This window comes from Methylobacterium sp. NPDC080182, from assembly GCF_050281105.1.
Lineage (GTDB): Bacteria > Pseudomonadota > Alphaproteobacteria > Rhizobiales > Beijerinckiaceae > Methylobacterium.
The window spans coordinates 120,334-135,514 of sequence record NZ_JBNNWO010000017.1; the positions used below are offsets into that span (position 1 = coordinate 120,334).

At 72.9% G+C, this 15,181-nt stretch carries 16 protein-coding genes; 14 read left to right on the forward strand and 2 right to left on the reverse strand.

Annotated elements, in window-relative coordinates:
* Positions 1–17: 17 nt before the first annotated feature.
* The 6 genes from ACQKQD_RS26590 to ACQKQD_RS26615 all read left to right on the forward strand — a co-directional run bounded on the left by ACQKQD_RS26590 (position 18) and on the right by ACQKQD_RS26615 (position 5,027).
* On the forward strand, positions 18–755 hold the full coding sequence (locus tag ACQKQD_RS26590) for an aspartate/glutamate racemase family protein (RefSeq protein WP_427510032.1): 738 nt from the start codon (positions 18–20) through the stop codon (positions 753–755).
* Positions 756–855: 100 nt separating this feature from the next.
* Positions 856–2,223 carry an MFS transporter gene (locus tag ACQKQD_RS26595; RefSeq protein ID WP_427510033.1) on the forward strand — a complete coding sequence of 456 codons (1,368 nt, stop codon included), beginning with the start codon at positions 856–858 and terminating at the stop codon, positions 2,221–2,223.
* A 25-nt stretch (positions 2,224–2,248) separates the two neighbouring features.
* Positions 2,249–2,803 (forward strand): hydroxyisourate hydrolase, encoded by a 555-nt coding sequence (gene uraH, locus ACQKQD_RS26600; protein WP_100251675.1) that lies wholly within the window; start codon positions 2,249–2,251, stop codon positions 2,801–2,803.
* 35 nt (positions 2,804–2,838) lie between these two features.
* On the forward strand, positions 2,839–3,192 hold the full coding sequence (gene uraH, locus ACQKQD_RS26605; RefSeq protein WP_427510034.1) for a hydroxyisourate hydrolase: 354 nt from the start codon (positions 2,839–2,841) through the stop codon (positions 3,190–3,192).
* Positions 3,193–3,197: 5 nt separating this feature from the next.
* Positions 3,198–3,710, forward strand: coding sequence for a 2-oxo-4-hydroxy-4-carboxy-5-ureidoimidazoline decarboxylase (gene uraD, locus ACQKQD_RS26610; RefSeq protein ID WP_427510035.1), 513 nt, complete (start codon positions 3,198–3,200; stop codon positions 3,708–3,710).
* A gap of 93 nt (positions 3,711–3,803) precedes the next feature.
* The gene (locus ACQKQD_RS26615; protein WP_427510036.1) at positions 3,804–5,027 is read left to right on the forward strand and encodes an FAD-dependent monooxygenase; all 1,224 of its coding nucleotides are present in this window, start codon (positions 3,804–3,806) and stop codon (positions 5,025–5,027) included.
* Here ACQKQD_RS26615 and ACQKQD_RS26620 read toward each other — a convergent pair.
* Both ACQKQD_RS26620 and ACQKQD_RS26625 read right to left on the reverse strand, forming a co-directional pair.
* Entirely contained in the window at positions 5,024–5,452 is a 429-nt protein-coding gene (locus ACQKQD_RS26620) for a hypothetical protein (protein WP_427510037.1), read from the reverse strand. The genes ACQKQD_RS26615 and ACQKQD_RS26620 overlap by 4 nt on opposite strands.
* Positions 5,453–5,575: 123 nt before the next feature.
* Positions 5,576–6,232: a TetR/AcrR family transcriptional regulator gene (locus tag ACQKQD_RS26625; protein ID WP_244540058.1), complete on the reverse strand. Its 657-nt coding sequence runs from the start codon at positions 6,230–6,232 to the stop codon at positions 5,576–5,578.
* Positions 6,233–6,366: 134 nt separating this feature from the next.
* Here ACQKQD_RS26625 and ACQKQD_RS26630 point away from each other — a divergent pair, with 134 nt between their 5' ends.
* The 8 genes from ACQKQD_RS26630 (at position 6,367) to ACQKQD_RS26665 (ending at position 15,138) form a co-directional block, all read left to right on the forward strand.
* The gene (locus ACQKQD_RS26630; RefSeq protein ID WP_427510038.1) at positions 6,367–7,251 is read left to right on the forward strand and encodes an FAD binding domain-containing protein; all 885 of its coding nucleotides are present in this window, start codon (positions 6,367–6,369) and stop codon (positions 7,249–7,251) included.
* Entirely contained in the window at positions 7,241–7,780 is a 540-nt protein-coding gene (locus tag ACQKQD_RS26635) for a (2Fe-2S)-binding protein (protein WP_091981651.1), read from the forward strand. The genes ACQKQD_RS26630 and ACQKQD_RS26635 overlap by 11 nt, the downstream gene beginning before the upstream one ends.
* Positions 7,777–10,161, forward strand: a complete 2,385-nt coding sequence (locus ACQKQD_RS26640; protein WP_427510039.1) for a xanthine dehydrogenase family protein molybdopterin-binding subunit — start codon at positions 7,777–7,779, stop codon at positions 10,159–10,161. Before ACQKQD_RS26635 ends, ACQKQD_RS26640 begins: the two co-directional genes overlap by 4 nt.
* Before the next feature lie 206 nt (positions 10,162–10,367).
* A complete protein-coding gene (locus tag ACQKQD_RS26645) occupies positions 10,368–11,615 on the forward strand; it encodes an ABC transporter substrate-binding protein (RefSeq protein ID WP_091981647.1) in 1,248 nt (415 codons plus the stop codon).
* 34 nt (positions 11,616–11,649) lie between these two features.
* Positions 11,650–12,549 carry a branched-chain amino acid ABC transporter permease gene (locus ACQKQD_RS26650; protein ID WP_427510040.1) on the forward strand — a complete coding sequence of 300 codons (900 nt, stop codon included), beginning with the start codon at positions 11,650–11,652 and terminating at the stop codon, positions 12,547–12,549.
* Positions 12,546–13,586: a branched-chain amino acid ABC transporter permease gene (locus ACQKQD_RS26655; protein WP_056527145.1), complete on the forward strand. Its 1,041-nt coding sequence runs from the start codon at positions 12,546–12,548 to the stop codon at positions 13,584–13,586. Before ACQKQD_RS26650 ends, ACQKQD_RS26655 begins: the two co-directional genes overlap by 4 nt.
* A complete protein-coding gene (locus ACQKQD_RS26660; protein WP_427510041.1) occupies positions 13,580–14,389 on the forward strand; it encodes an ABC transporter ATP-binding protein in 810 nt (269 codons plus the stop codon). Before ACQKQD_RS26655 ends, ACQKQD_RS26660 begins: the two co-directional genes overlap by 7 nt.
* Positions 14,386–15,138, forward strand: a complete 753-nt coding sequence (locus tag ACQKQD_RS26665; RefSeq protein ID WP_100251662.1) for an ABC transporter ATP-binding protein — start codon at positions 14,386–14,388, stop codon at positions 15,136–15,138. The genes ACQKQD_RS26660 and ACQKQD_RS26665 overlap by 4 nt, the downstream gene beginning before the upstream one ends.
* The last annotated feature ends 43 nt before the right edge of the window (positions 15,139–15,181 follow it).

Genomic DNA, 15,181 nt, shown 5'->3' on the forward strand with positions numbered 1-15,181 from the left:
CGCGACCCGAGGGCGCCATGCGGATCCTGCTGCTCAATCCGAACACCAGCACGTCTGTGACCGACCTCCTGGCCGGGCAGGTCGGGACGATGGCGGGCGCGACCGCGACCTTCGTCCCGGCCACGGCGCGGTTCGGCGCCGCCTACATCGCCAGCCGGGCGGCCCTGGCCATCGCCGGCCACGCCGCCCTCGACGCCTTCGCGGAGCACGGCCGGGACTGCGACGCGGTCTTCCTCGCCTGCTTCGGCGATCCCGGGCTGCTGGCCCTGCGCGAGGTCTCACCGGTCCCGGTGGTGGGGATGCTCGAAGCGTCGTGCCGCGAGGCCCAGCGGGTCGCCGGGCGCTACGCCATCGTGACCGGCGGGGCCCTGTGGAAGCCCATGCTCCGCGAGTGCGTCGCGAGCCTCGGCGTCGGTGACGGCCTAGCGGGCATCCGGACGATCGCGCGCACCGGCGGCGAGATCGCCAAGGACCCGGAGGCGGCGCTGTCCGACCTCGCGGCCGCCTGCCGGGCCTGCGCCGAGGAGGATCGCGCCGAGGCGGTGATCCTCGGCGGCGCCGCCCTGGTCGGCCTCGCGGCCCGCCTGCAGCCGCACGTGCCGGTCCCGGTCCTGTGCTCGGTCACGTCGGGGGTGAAGGCGGTCGTCGCCGCCGCGGCCGCGCCCTACCCGCGCCCGCCCGCCGTCGCCGCGGACAATGTCGGTCTCGGCCACGCCCTCGCGACGCTGCTCGCGCCGCGCGAAGCCATCGTCTGAGACGGGGCGGGCGGCCCGCCGGCGCGAGACTGGCAGCCGTCCTGCATCGCTCGGAATTCCAACGCCCCATTCCGGATGGGGCAACCTTGTGGGGCCAGCCATGACGATCCAGGCGCACCACGCGACCGACATGCCGGCCCTCGCGGCGCCCGCGCGCCTGGACGACGCCTACCGCCGGATCACGTGGCGGCTGCTGCCATTCCTGATGGTCCTGTGGATCCTGTCCTGGATCGACCGGGTCAACATCGGCTTCGCCAAGCTGCAGATGCTGGCCGAGCTCCGGTTCAGCGAGACCGTCTACGGCATCGGCGCAGGGATCTTCTTCATCGGCTACTTCCTGTGCGAGGTGCCGAGCAACCTGCTGCTGGAGCATATCGGCGCCCGCAAGACGATCGCGCGGATCACCCTGCTGTGGGGGCTCTGCTGCGTGGCGATGATGTTCGTCACCACGCCGGCGTTCTTCTACGTCCTGCGCTTCCTGCTCGGCGTCTTCGAGGCCGGATTCTATCCCGGCGTCATCCTGTACCTGACCTACTGGTATCCGAGCGAGCGCCGGGCGAAGGTGTTCGGGCTGTTCATGTCCGCCTCGGCGCTGGCCGGCGTCATCGGGGGGCCGCTCGCGGGCGCGATCATGTCGGGGATGCACGGCGTCAACAGCTGGTCCGGCTGGCAGTGGGTGTTCCTGCTCGAGGGCATCCCGTCGATCCTGGCCGGGATCGTCACGCTGTTCTACCTCACGGACCGGCCCGCCAAGGCCGGCTGGCTGACGGCGGAGCAGAAAGCGCTGGTCGAGGCCGACCTCGCGCGCGACGCCGCGGCCCTCGGCCACCGCGAGCACCGCATCCTCGCCTCGCTGAAGGACGCGCGCGTCTGGCAGTGCATCGCGATCTTCTTCTGCATCGTCACGGCGAACTCGGCCCTGACCTTCTTCGGCCCGAGCGTGGTGCGCGACGCCGGCTTCACCGACCCGCTGACGGTCGGCTGGATCATGTCGGCGGCCTATCTCTGCGGCGGCGCCGGGATGATCCTGAACGGCCGCCACTCGGACCGGACCGGCGAGGCGCGGCTGCATTGCGGGGTCCCGGCCTTCGTCGGGGCACTGGCCATCGCGCTCACCGGCGTCTTCATCGCGGGCGCGCCGGTCCTCGCGCTGCTCATGCTCGGGGTGGCGATCGTCGGCACGATGAGCGCGATCCCGGTCTTCTGGCAGATCCCCGGCCGCTTCCTCGCCGGGTCGGCGGCCGCGGCCGGCATCGCGCTCATCAACTCGGTGGCCAATCTCGCGGGCTTCGGAGCGCCGGCGGCGATGGGTTATCTGCGCGAGCAGACCGGCTCGGTCGCGACCGGCCTCTGGCTGGTCGCCGCCGTCGAGGCCGCGGCGCTCGTCCTGATCCTGGCCTTCGTCCCGCCGGCGACGCCGGAGATGGGTCGGCGCGCCCGGGCCCGCGCGGCACACGAGCCGGCGTGAACCGCAGCACGAGAGGGAGGCTTTCTTGGAACACGGACCCGAACGACACGCTCTGACGCGGCGCGGCCTCGTCGCGACCGGGCTCGGCGCCGCGGCCGCGGTCTCCGCGGGCCCGGCGCTGGCGCAGGGCACGCCCGCTCCGGCGGCGGCTCCGGCCAATGCTCCGGCCGGTTCCCCGACCAAGCCCGGCACGCTGAACACCGCGCCCGTGTCGCAGGCCGGCCTCTCGCCGCGGCTGACCCTGCACGCCATCGACAATTTCCACGGCACGCCCGGTGCCGGGATGGTCTGCGACCTCGCGATGCACGACGGCACCGGCTACCGGCCGATCCGGACGGTCACCACCGCGCCGAACGGCCGGACCGCCGAGCCGCTCCTGGTCGACGAGGCCTTCAAGGCGGGCCGCTACGAGCTGGTGCTGCACCTCGAGGCGTATTTCGCGAACCTGGGCGTGAAGCTCCCGACCCCGAACTTCCTCGGCCTCGTGCCGATCCGGTTCCGGATCCGCGACGCGAGCCAGCGCCACCACCTGCCGGTGCTGTTCACGCCCTGGGGCTATTCCTACTACCGCGGCAGCTGACCCGTCCGATCCCCGACGCGACAAGGAGACCCGGCATGGCGGGCATCACCACACACGTCCTCGACACCGATCGCGGCCGCCCCGTCGCGGGGGTCCGGATCGACTTCTCCGTCCTCGAGAACGGCCAGTGGCGGCTCGTGAAGAGCGTCGTCACCAACGCCGACGGCCGGACCGACGCGCCGATCCTTCCGGCCGACAGGGCCGAGACCGGCCAGTATCAGCTGGAATTCTTCGTCGACCCTTATTTCCAGGGCCGCGCCGGCACCGCGGAGGCCGACATCTTCATCGACAACCCGGTCGTGCGGTTTGCCGTCTTCGACGCCAAGCAGCATTACCACGTGCCGATGCTGTGCGCCCCGTCGAGCTTCACCACCTATCGCGGAAGCTGAGCGGCATGATCGACCTCGACCGCCTCAACGCCCTCGAGCGCGACGCCTTCGTCGCGTATCTCGGCGGCGTCTTCGAGCACGCGCCCTGGGTCGCCCGAGCCGCCCACGGCGCGGCGCCGTTCGCCAGCCTCGCCGCTCTCCACGGGGCGATGATGGCGGCCGTGCGCGCGGCGCCGCCGGACGTGCGCCTCGCTTTCCTCAACGGCCATCCGGAACTCGCCGGTCCCGAGGCCCAAGCCCGGGCGATGACCGCCGATTCCGCGCAGGAGCAGGGCAGCGCCGGCCTCGACCGGCTGACGGAGGCGGACGCCGCGGCCTTCGACCGGCTGAACGCCGCCTACCGGCACCGGTTCGGCTTCCCGTTCATCGTCGCCGTGCGCGGCCGGGACCTGCGCGAGATCCGCGCGCTGTTCGAGGAACGCCTCGCGCGCGCGGTCGCGGACGAGGAGGCGACGGCCCTGGAGGAGATCGGCGCGATCACCCGGATGCGGCTCGACCGGCTGGTGCGGCCGGTCTAGCGCGGCGCCCCGCGGCGATTTCGATCTTGGCCGGCCGGCCGGGCGCGTCCATGCTGGGCGCGGTCGGGACCGCCGTCCCGGTTCGAGGGCTGCATGAAGCGACTGGACGTGGCCGTCATCGGCGGCTCGATCGCCGGGCTGACCACGGCGTGCCTGCTCGCGCGGAGCGGCCACGCCGTCACGGTGTTCGAGCGGTCGGCGGCCGCGCTCACGGGCCGCGGTGCGGGGATCGTCACGCATCCCGGCCTCCGGGCGGTGCTGGCGCGCTGCGGTGCTCCGGCCGGGGCGGGCGATCTCGGCGTCACCGTCGAGGGCCGCCGGGTCGTCGACCGGGACGGGACCGTGATCGCGGAGCGGAGCCTGCCGCAGGTGCTGGCGAGCTGGGGACGGCTCTACGGGCTGCTCCTGGACGCCGCGCCCCCGAACAGCGTCCGCTACGGCGCGGCGCTCGCCGCGGTCGAGCCCGACGGCGCGCGCGTCGTCGCCTTCTTCGAGGACGGTCGCCGGATCTCCGCGGATCTCCTCGTCGGCGCCGACGGGCAGTTCTCGACGGTGCGGTCCCGGTTCCTGAGCGGTGTCGCGCCGCGCTACGCCGGCTACGTGGCGTGGCGCGCGGTGGTCGACGCGGCGGCCTTCGCGCCGGCGACCCGGGAGGCGATCGGCGGCCATTTCGCGTTCTGCCTGCCTCCGGGCGAGCAGATCCTCGGCTATCCCGTGCCCGGGCGCGCGGACGGGGCCGCCGCCGGGCTGTGCTTCAACGCGGTCTGGTACAGGCCGACCGAGGAGGCCGCGCTCGCCGCGCTGCTGACCGATGCCGGCGGCGTCCGCCACGCCCTCTCCATCCCGCCGGGCCGCATCAAGGCCGCGGTGCTGGAGTCGATGCGCGTCGACGCGGCGCGGATCCTCGCGCCGCCCTTCGCCGAGGTCATGCTGCGCGCCGAGCAGCCGTTCCTGCAGGCGATCCTGGACATCGAGACGCCGACCATGATCCCGGCCCGCGGCGTCGCGCTGATCGGCGACGCCGCCTTCGTGGCCCGGCCCCATGTCGGGATGGGCGCGACCAAGGCCATGGAGGACGCCGCCGCCCTCGCGGACGCCCTGGACGCGGCCGGCGCCGACGTGGACGCGGCGCTCACGGCCTTCGAGGCGCGCCGACGCGCCTACGGCGCGGCCGTCGTGGCGCGGGGACGCGATCTCGGCGCGTACCTGCAGGCGCAGCAGCGCGGCGCGGCCGAGCGGGCGGCGGCGGAGCGGTTCCGCAGCCCCGAGGCGGTGATGGCCGGGACGGCGGTGCCGCCCGATGTCCCCCGCGCTTAGGCCGCGCGGCGGGTCGCCTCCGCGCGCACGGCGGCCGGGAGCGCGAGGGGCGGGTTCGCGCTGTCCAGGAACTCGACGGTGGTGAAGATCAGCTCCGTGTCGCCGATATTGGCGAGGTCGTGGGTCATCGACTCGCCCGGCCCGAACGACAGGTGCTGGATGTCGCCCGCGCGGTAATCGACTTCCGCGACCCGCCCGTCGCCGTAATGCGAGCGGGCGCGCCCCGCCGTGACCGCGGTCCAGAAATAGTCGAGCACGTGCGTGTGGAAGCCGATCCGCGCGCCGGGCGCCAGGACGATGGTCCAGACCCGGGAGCGGTCATCCTCCGAGAGCAGCCGGGTGCCGACGCAGCCGTTGTCCCGCGCCGTCGCGTATTCCTGTGCCAAGTGGGGCGGCAGCGCCGCCGGTTCCGTTCCGTGGGTCATGGCGTTCCTCCGGCCCGCGAGGCTAACGCAGTTCCCGCGAAAGTCATCGCCGCGGCGGCCCGCTCCGGTGACGCGGGCGGGCCGGACCGGCGCCTCCCGTGATCCGGGGATCCCAGGACGGCCCTACAGCGCGTCGGACGACCGCGCCGCCGTCACCACCCGGCGGTGGGTGGCGAGCAGCCCCGGAAGCGCGGCGTCGAGCATGGCGGCCCGGACCGCGTCGCGGTCCGCCGTGCCGTCCATGCCGTAGACCCGCGAGCGCAGGCCGACGTAGACCAGCGCGCCGTGGATGCCGAACAGGAGCTCGAACTCGTCCGCGGCGAGCGGCTGCACCTCAGGGTCCGGCAGGTTCGACTCGGCGCGCATCCCGGCGAGCAGCGGCGCGAAGATGCGCGCGCGGACCATGCCGAGGTAGCGGCTCGGCAGATCGAACCCCTTGAGGCCGGCCGAGACGAAGATCCGGAGCCACGCGTAGTCGTCGATCCGGCGCTGGTAGTCGATCTCGAAGCGCCGGAAGCGCTCGAGGACGGGGAGCGCGGTGTCGCGCACCGTCGCCTCCCAGCCGGGATCCCAGCGCCTGAGATAGACCTCCTCGTAGATGCGCTCGATGAGCGCCGCCTTGGTCGGGAAGTAGCGGAACAGCAGCGGCTGCGTGATGCCCAGCCGGCGGGCGAGCTCCCGGGTGTGCCCGTCGAGGCCGACCTCGGCGAAGTAGGCGACCGCGCCCTCGACGATCTGGCGCTCGCGGGCCTCCGGCGTCAGCCGCCGGCCGGTCGGCACCCGACCGTCACTGTCCGCCGGCCTGCTTGACGCCATCTCGGTTTCGCCTTCTATTGAGCGAACGATCAATAAGGGCCTCCAGCCTGTCCCATCGGGGCGGTCATGGGCAAGCCCATCGGGAGGAGGACCAGGGCTTGAAGGCGCCCGACTTCGCCTACGTGCGTCCGGCCTCGCTCGACGCGGCGCTGGCCCTGCTCGCCGAGCACGGGGAGGACGCCGTTCCGCTGGCGGGGGGCCAGAGCCTCGTCACGGCCCTCAACATGCGGCTCTCGGCGCCCGGCCTGCTGGTCGACCTCAACGCGATCCCCGAACTCATCGGCGTCTCGGAGGCCGGCGGCGAGGCCGGCGGCATTGTGCGGATCGGCGCCATGACGCGCCACCGCGACGTCGGGACCGCGGCGCTCGTGCGCGAGCGCCTGCCGCTGCTCGCCGCCGCCCTGCCGCACATCGCCCATCCGGCGATCCGCAACCGCGGCACGATCGGCGGCTCGGTGGCGCTGGCCGACCCGGCCACCGAGTGGCCCGCCTGCTGCCTCGCCGCGGGCGCCTCGATCGTGGTGCGCGGGCCCGGGGCCGAGCGGCGCGTCCCGGCGGACGATTTCTTCCAGGGCCTCTACACGACGGCCCTGGAGCCCGGCGAGATCGTCACGGCGATCGAGTTCCCGGTTCCGGGAGCCGACGCGGTCTGGGGCTTCGAGGAACTGTCGCGCCGCCACGGCGACTACGCCCTCGTCGGCCTCGCGGCGACCGGGCGGCGGTCCGCGGGCGGCCTGTCGGACCTGCGCCTCGCCTTCTTCGGCGTGGCCGACCGGCCGGTGCTCGCCCGCGCCGCCGCGGCGGCCCTGGAGGCCGGCGATCTCGCGGGCGCCCAGGCGGCGCTCGCCGGTGAGCTCGACCCGCCGGACGACCCGACGACCAAGGCCGCGACGCGGCTCCACCTCGCCCGCGTGATCCTCGGCCGCGTGGCGGCGAGGATGCGCGGCGGCAGCGCGCAGGAGGGCGGTCCCGATGGCGTCTGAGAGCCCCGACCGCGCGCACGCGGTCGCCTTCACGCTGAACGGCGAGGCCGTGCGGGCGCATGTCCCCGCCCGGATGCATCTCGGCGACCTGCTGCGCCAGTCCTTCGGCCTCACGGGCGTGCATCTCGGCTGCGAGCACGGCGTCTGCGGCGCCTGCACGATCCTGGTCGACGGCCGGGCGGTGCGGTCCTGCCTGATGCTCGGCGTCCAGGCCGACGGCGCGACCGTCGAGACCGTGGAGGGCCTGACCGAGAGCGGGCGCATCCGCGACCTGCAGGACGCCTTCCACGCCCGCAACGCCCTGCAATGCGGCTACTGTACCCCCGGCATGCTGGTGACGGCCGCCGAGCTTCTGGACGACGCGGACGCGGCCACCTCGCGCGAGGCGATCCGCGCGGCGATCGCGGGCAATTACTGCCGCTGCACCGGCTACCACGCCATCGTCGACGCCATCGCGTCGACCGCCGAGGCGCGCGGGCAAGGCCGCCGGGATGCCGGCAGGGATGCCGGCCTGGAGGCCGCCGAATGAGCGCGGATCCGGGCGGCCTCACCTTCCTCGACCGGCCGAACAGCTATATCGGCCGCTCCGTCCCGCGGCCGAACGCGCGGCGCCTGCTTGAGGGACGGGGCGTCTACGTGGACGACGTGGCCGTCGCCCGCCTCGGCCACGTCGCCTTCCTGCGCAGCCCCCACGCTCACGCCCGCATCGTCGCCCTGGACACCGCGGACGCGAAGGCGATGCCCGGCGTGATCGCCGTGGTGACGGGGCCCGAACTGGCGGCCGTGTGCACGCCGTGGGTCGGCGTGCTCGGCCACTTCAAGGGCCTGCGCTCGGCGCCCCAGCACGCCCTGGCCCTCGACCGGGTGACCTGGGTCGGCGAGCCGTTCTGCGCGGTCGTCGCGCACGGCCGGGCCGAGGCCGAGGACGCGCTCGCGGCGATCACGGTCGAGTTCGACCCGCTCCCCGCCGTCGTCGACATGGAGACGGCGCTCGATCCCGCGACGCCCGCGATCCACGCCGAGCTCGGCGACAACCTCGCCTTCGAGCGCGTCCTCAACGTCGGCGACGTCGACGCGGCCTTCCGCGACGCGGCTCTGGTGGTCGAGGAGACCTTCCAGTTCGGCCGGCACACGGGCGTGTGCCTGGAGCCGCGGGCGATCCTGGCCGACTGGGCGGCGGCGGACGGGATGCTCACCGTCCACCACTCCTTCCAGGCGCCGCACATGATGCAGGACATCCTGTGCAAGCACCTCGCCCTCCCCGAGGGGGCGGTGCGGGTGATCTGCAAGGATGTCGGCGGGTCCTTCGGGATCAAGGTCCACATCTACCCCGACGAGATGGCGACCTGCGCGCTGGCGCTGATGCTCAAGCGCCCGGTCAAGTTCGTCGCCGACCGGCTGGAGAGCTTCCAGAGCGACATCCATGCCCGCGACCACCGGGTCACCGCCCGGATGGCCTTCTCGGCCGAGGGCGACATCCTCGCCCTCGACATGGACGACCTCACGGGCATCGGGCCCTACTCGGTCTACCCGCGCACCAGCGCGGTCGAGGCCAACCAGGTCGTCAACCTGACCGGCGGCCCCTACCGGCACCAGCACTACCGGGCCCGCGCCCGCGTCGTGCTCCAGAACAAGGCGCCGACCTGCCAGTACCGGGCGGTGGGCCACCCGATCGCCACGATGGTCGCCGAGGGGCTCGTCGATCTCGGCGCCGCCCGGCTCGGCCTCGACCCCCTGGCCGTGCGCGAGCGCAACGTCATCCCGGACGACGCCTATCCCTGCGCGGGCGTCTCGGGGATCAAGCTGGAGAAGCTGTCCCACCAGGCGGCGCTCGCCAAGCTCAAGGCGATGATGGATTACGACGGTCTCAGGGCCGAGCAGGCGGACCTGCGCCGGCGGGGGATCCACCGGGGCATCGGGCTCGCGGCCTTCATCGAGATCACCAACCCGTCGGCGGCCTTCTACGGGGTCGGCGGCGCGCGCATCTCCTCCCAGGACGGCTGCACGATCCGGCTCGATCCGCAGGGCGGCGTCGTCGCGTCGGTCAGCGTCACCGAGCAGGGCCAGGGCACCGAGGGCATCATCGCGCAGATCGTGGCCACCGCCACGGGCGTGCCGATGGACAAGGTCCGGGTGATCTCCGGCGACACGCAGGCGACGCCCTACGGCGGCGGGACCTGGGCCTCGCGCGGGGCCGGCATCGGCGGCGAGGCCGCGTGGCAGGCCGGCAAGGCGCTGCGCGGCAACGTCCTGGCGGTGGCGGGCGCGATCCTGCAGGCCGATCCGGAAAGCCTCGACGTCCGCGACGGCGCCGTGGTGGACGCAGGCACCGGGACCGAGCGCATGCCGCTCGCGGAGCTCGGCCGCATCGTCTACTTCCGCCCCGACACGCTGCCGCCGGAGGTGCAGCCCGAATTCGTGGCGACCCGGCACTACGTGCCCAAGGACTACCCCTTCGCCTTCACCAACGGCGTGCAGGCCTCCTACGTCGAGGTCGACACCGAGACGGGCTTCGTGCGGCTGCTCAAGCACTGGTGCGTCGAGGATTGCGGCACCGTGCTCAACCCGCTCCTCGTCGACGAGCAGATCCGCGGCGGCATCGTCCAGGGGATCGGCGGGGCCCTGTTCGAGCACTGCCTCTACGACGGCGAGGGCCAGCTGCTGAACGGGTCGATGGCCGACTACCTCGTGCCGATGGCCGGCGAGATGCCCGATATCGCGGTCGCCCACGTGGTCTCGGCCACCGCGTCGTCCGAGATCGGCGCCAAGGGCGCGGGCGAGGCCGGCACCGCCGGCGCGCCGGCGGCGGTCGTCAACGCCATCAACGACGCGCTCGCGCCGCTGAACGCCCGTGTCGCGCGCCAGCCGGTGACGCCCGAGGTCGTGCTGGAGGCGCTGGGACTGATCTGAAACCGGCTGCGGGCTTCCCCGTCTTTGCGAGCGCAGCGAAGCAACCCAGGGCAGCGGGACGCTGCCGAACGTGGCGGATCCCTGGATCGCTTCGCTGCGCTCGCGAGGACGGATGACCCTTTCGGGTCAGGACACATCGACCATCACGGGGCACGGTCCACCGAAGAGACCGGTCCCGACGAGGAAACGCCGACGGAGGGACGGGAATGGGAACGGGCTTCGACAGGCGCCGGCTGCTCCAGGGCAGCGCCGCCGCATCCGCGCTGGCGCTCGCCGCCCCGGCGCTCCTGCGCTCCGCGATCGCGCAAGGCGGTTCGACCGGAGGCCCGATCCGGATCGGCTTCCCGGTGCCGCTCACCGGGGCCTTCGGGGCCGAGGCGAACGACCAGGTCCGCGCCGCCCAGCTCGCCGTCAAGGCGTTCAACGAGGCCGGCGGCTTCCAGGGCCGCACGGCCGAGCTCCTCGTGCGCGACGACAAGCTCAACCCCGGCGAGGCGGCGACCCGGACCCTCGAGCTGATCGAGAAGGACAAGGTCAACTTCCTGGTCGGCGGCCTCTCGGCGGCCGTGACCCTTTCGATCAACAACGTCGCCCGCGAGCGCGGCGTGATCTACAACTCGATCAGCCAGTCCGACGCGATCAACGAGGCCAAGGATTTCGGCCGCACGACCTTCCACGAGGCCCTGAACCCGCACATGACCGCGGGCGCGGTCGGCCGCTACGTCTTCCCGAAATCGGGCAAGCGCGTCGCCTTCCTCAGCGCCGACTACGCGTACGGCCACGAGATGATGCGCGGCTTCAAGCGCGCCGGCGAGGCCTCGGGCATCGAGGTCGTGGCCGACATCCGCCACCCGATCGGCGCCTCCGACTACTCGGCCTTCCTGCCCCGGATCGCCGCGCTCAAGCCCGACGTGCTCTGCCTGTGCAATTTCGGCCGGGACCAAGTCGTCTCGATCCAGCAGGCGACCGAGTTCGGCCTGAAGCGCACCACCAAGCTCGTCGCGCCGGTCCTGCTCTTCACCGCCCGCAAGGCCGGCGGCGACGCCTTCGACGGCGTGATCGGCGGCACCTCCTACTACTGGCGCCTGGAGGACAGCGTGCCCTCCGCCAAGGCGTTCAACGACCGGTTCCGCGCCGCCTACAACGGCGCCGTCCCGTCGGATTACGGGGCGCTGGGCTATGCCGGCGTCCGCTCGGTGCTGGAGGGCGTGAAGGCCGCCGGGTCGGTCGAGACCGACAAGGTCGTGGCCGCCATGGAGGCCCTGAAGGCCGACTTCTACAAGGGGCCGCAGAGCTTCCGGAAATGCGACCACCAGTCGGTGCAGTCGGTCCTGATCGTCGAGGCGAAGTCGAAGGACATGAAGACTCCGGACGACGTCTTCACGATCCTCGGCACGGAGGGGCCCGACGAGCGCTTCCTGCGCGGCTGCGACGAACTCGGTCACAAGGCGTGAGGCGCCCCATGCGAACCCGCGGGAGGGCGCGGCCTTGAGCGCCATCACGATCGGCGGCTTCCCCCTCGATCTCCTCGCCCTCCAGCTCGTGACCGGCATCGCGCTGGGGGCAATCTACGTGCTCGTCGGCATCGGCCTGTCGCTGATCTTCGGGCTGATGAACGTCGTCAACTTCGCCCACGGCGCGTTCTTCATGGTCGGCGCCTATGTCGGCGTCTTCCTGTACGGCTACACCGGCAGCTTCTGGCTCAGTCTCGTCGCGGCGCCGCTGGCGATGGGGCTCCTCGGGCTCGCCGTGGAGCGCGTGCTCGTGCGCCCCCTCTACGGGCGCGGCATCGACGACCCGCTGCTCCTCACCTTCGGCCTGTCGTACGTGATGGTCGAGAGCGTGCGCATCGCCTTCGGGCTGACCGGCCTGCCCTTCGGCGCGCCGCCCGAGCTGCGCGGCGCGGTCGACATCGGCATCGGCTACTTCCCCCTCTACCGCCTGTTCCTGATCGGGTTCGCGCTGGCGGTGGTGGGCGCCCTGTGGCTGTTCATCGAGCGCACGCCCTTCGGCCTCGTGATCCGGGCCGGCGCCCGCGACCCGCAGATCGTGCAGGTGCTCGGCATCGAGATCACCAAGGTCTGGCTCGCGGTCTTCGCCCTGGGCTGCGCGCTCGCCGGGCTCGCCGGCATCCTCGCCGCGCCGCTGCAGGGCGTCACGCCCGAGATGGGGGTCCCGGTGCTCGCCGAGGCCTTCGTGGTCACGGTGGTCGGCGGCATGGGCTCGCTGGCCGGGGCCGTGCTCGCCGGGCTGATCGTCGGCATCGTGGTGGCGATGACGTCCCTCGTCGCCCCCGACATGACCAAGATGGCGATCTTCGCCCTCATGGCCCTGGTGCTGCTCGTGCGGCCCCGGGGCCTCCTCGGCCGGGCCGGAGCCCTCGGATGAGCGCCCGCGCCCCCGCCTCCGCCGTCACGAAGGGAGGCGCCCTTCCGGCTACCTTGCCGGCGGCCCGGCCGGGCTCCGGCCGGACCGGCCGCCGGCTGGCGTGGTGCGGCCGGCACCGCGTCGCGCTGACGCTCGCCTTCCTCCTCGTGTTCCCCTGGATCGCGCCCTACCAGGCCCTCGCCGTGAACATCCTGGTGCTCGGGCTCTACGCCCTCGGGTTCAACCTGCTGTTCGGCTATACCGGGCTCCTGTCCTTCGGCCACGCCGCCTTCCTGGGCGGCGGCGCGTACGGCTGCGGCATCGCCATCGTCCATTACGGGCTGCACCCGGCCCTGGCGCTCGTCGCCGGCACGCTGCTCGCGACACTCATCGCCGCCGTCATGGGCGTGCTGGCGATCCGCACCCGCGGCATCTACTTCGCGATGACGACCCTGGCGCTGTCGATGTGCGTCTACTACGCCTTCTACCAGGCGGAGGCCTTCACCGGCGGCGAGAACGGCCTGCGCGGCATCAACGTGCCCGCGCTCGCCCTGCCGGGCTTCAGCCTCAATCTCCTCGACCCGGTGGTGAAGTACTACGCCGCGCTGGCGGTGGTCGGCGTCGCGGTCTGGCTGTTCTCGCGCCTCCTGTCGTCGCCCTTCGGGGCCGCCCTCGAGGCGATCCGCGAGAACGAGGGCCGGGCGCAGGCCTGCGGCTACGACGTGCGCCGCATGAAGCTCGCGGCCTTCGTGATCTCCGGGGCCCTGTGCGGCCTCGCGGGCGGTCTCCAGGCGATCCACCTCTCGATCGTGCCGATCGAGACGATGCACTATTCGACCTCCGGCCAGGCCGTGATGATGGCGCTGCTCGGCGGCATGGGGACGTTCTTCGGGCCCTTCGTCGGCGCCGCGACCTTCGCGCTCCTGCAGGACGGGCTCGCCACCGTGACGAGCCACTGGCAGCTCTTCGTCGGCGCCGTCTTCATCGCCTTCGTGCTGTTCCTGCCGCTCGGCATCTGGGGCGAGGTGCTGGCGCGCCTGAGGAGGGCCGGATGGTGAGCGTCGCCGCCGCGCCGGCAAAGGCTCCGAGTACGGCGCCGCCGATCCTCGCCACGGATGGGCTCGGCAAGCGGTTCGGGCATTTCCGCGCCCTGTCCGACGTGACCGTCGCGTTCCCGGAGGGCGGCATCACGGCGATCATCGGGCCGAACGGGGCGGGCAAGTCGACCTTCTTCAACCTGATCTCGGGCGCCTTCCCGCCGAGCGAGGGCCGCGTGCTGTTCCGCGGGCGCGACATCACCGGCGCGGCCCCGCACGCCTTCGCCCGGATGGGCATCGCCAAGTCGTTCCAGATCACCAACGTCTTCCCGCACCTCACGGTGCGCGAGAACGTGCGGGTGGCCGCCCAGGCCCGGCGGGTCCGCTTCGCGTTCTTCCGGGACCGCGCGGCCTATCCCGAGCTGGCGGAGCGGGCCGAGGAACTCCTCGGCGAGGTCGGGCTCGGCGCCCGGATGGACCGCCTCGCGCGCGAACTCGCCCACGGCGAGCAGCGCGCCCTGGAGATCGCGGTGGCGCTGGCCGCCGAGCCGAGCCTCCTCCTCCTCGACGAGCCGACCGCCGGGATGAGCCCCGAGGAGACGCGCGAGATGATGGACCTCGTGCAGCGCCTCGCCGAGACCCGGACGCTGATCCTCGTCGAGCACAAGATGAAGCTCGTCATGGGCCTGTGCCGGCGCCTCGTCGTCCTCCACCAGGGCCAGCTCCTGGCCGAGGGCAGCCCCGACGACATCCGGGCGCATCCCGAGGTGCGCCGCGTCTACCTGGGCAACACGGCGGGCAAGATCACGGGCGGGACCGCATGAGCGCCGCCGTCACGCAGCCGCTCCTGGCGGTCGAGGACCTGCGGGCGTGGTACGGCCACTCCCACATCCTGCAGGGTCTCTCGCTGGAGGTGCGCCCCGGCGAGATCGTCACGCTGGTCGGCCGCAACGGCGCCGGCAAGACCACCACGCTGAAGGCGATCATGGGCCTCGTGGCGAAGCGCGAGGGGCGCGTGACCTTCGCGGGCGCCGACATCCTCCACCGGCCGCCCCACGAGCGCTTCCACCAGGGCCTCGCCTACGTGCCGGAGGAGCGGCGCATCGTGCCGGGGCTGACCGTGGAGGAGAACCTGCGCCTCGGCATCCTGGCCGCCAGGGGGGCAGGACGGGGGGCGCGCGCGACGCGCCGCGACGAGGCGCGGCGGATCGAGGTCATCGCCGAGACCTTCCCGCGGCTGAAGCAGCGCCTGAAGCAGGAGGCGGTCACGATGTCGGGCGGCGAGCAGCAGATGCTCGCCATCGCCCGGGCGCTCATGGCCGAGCCCGTGATGGTGCTCCTCGACGAGCCCTCGGAGGGGATCATGCCGATCCTGGTCGAGGAGATGTTCGCGCAGTTCGTCGCGATGAAGCGGGCCGGCACCACGATCCTGCTCGTGGAGCAGAACGTCGAGCTCGCCCTCGACGTGTCCGACCGCGTCTACATCGTCGACGGCGGCGCCGTCGTCTACCACGCCCCCGCGGCCGCGCTGCGGGACGATCCCGAGATCCAGGCGCGCTACTGCGCGGTCTGAGCGCCCGCACCGGCCGGTGGGCGGCGCAGTGTCAGGAGGAGAC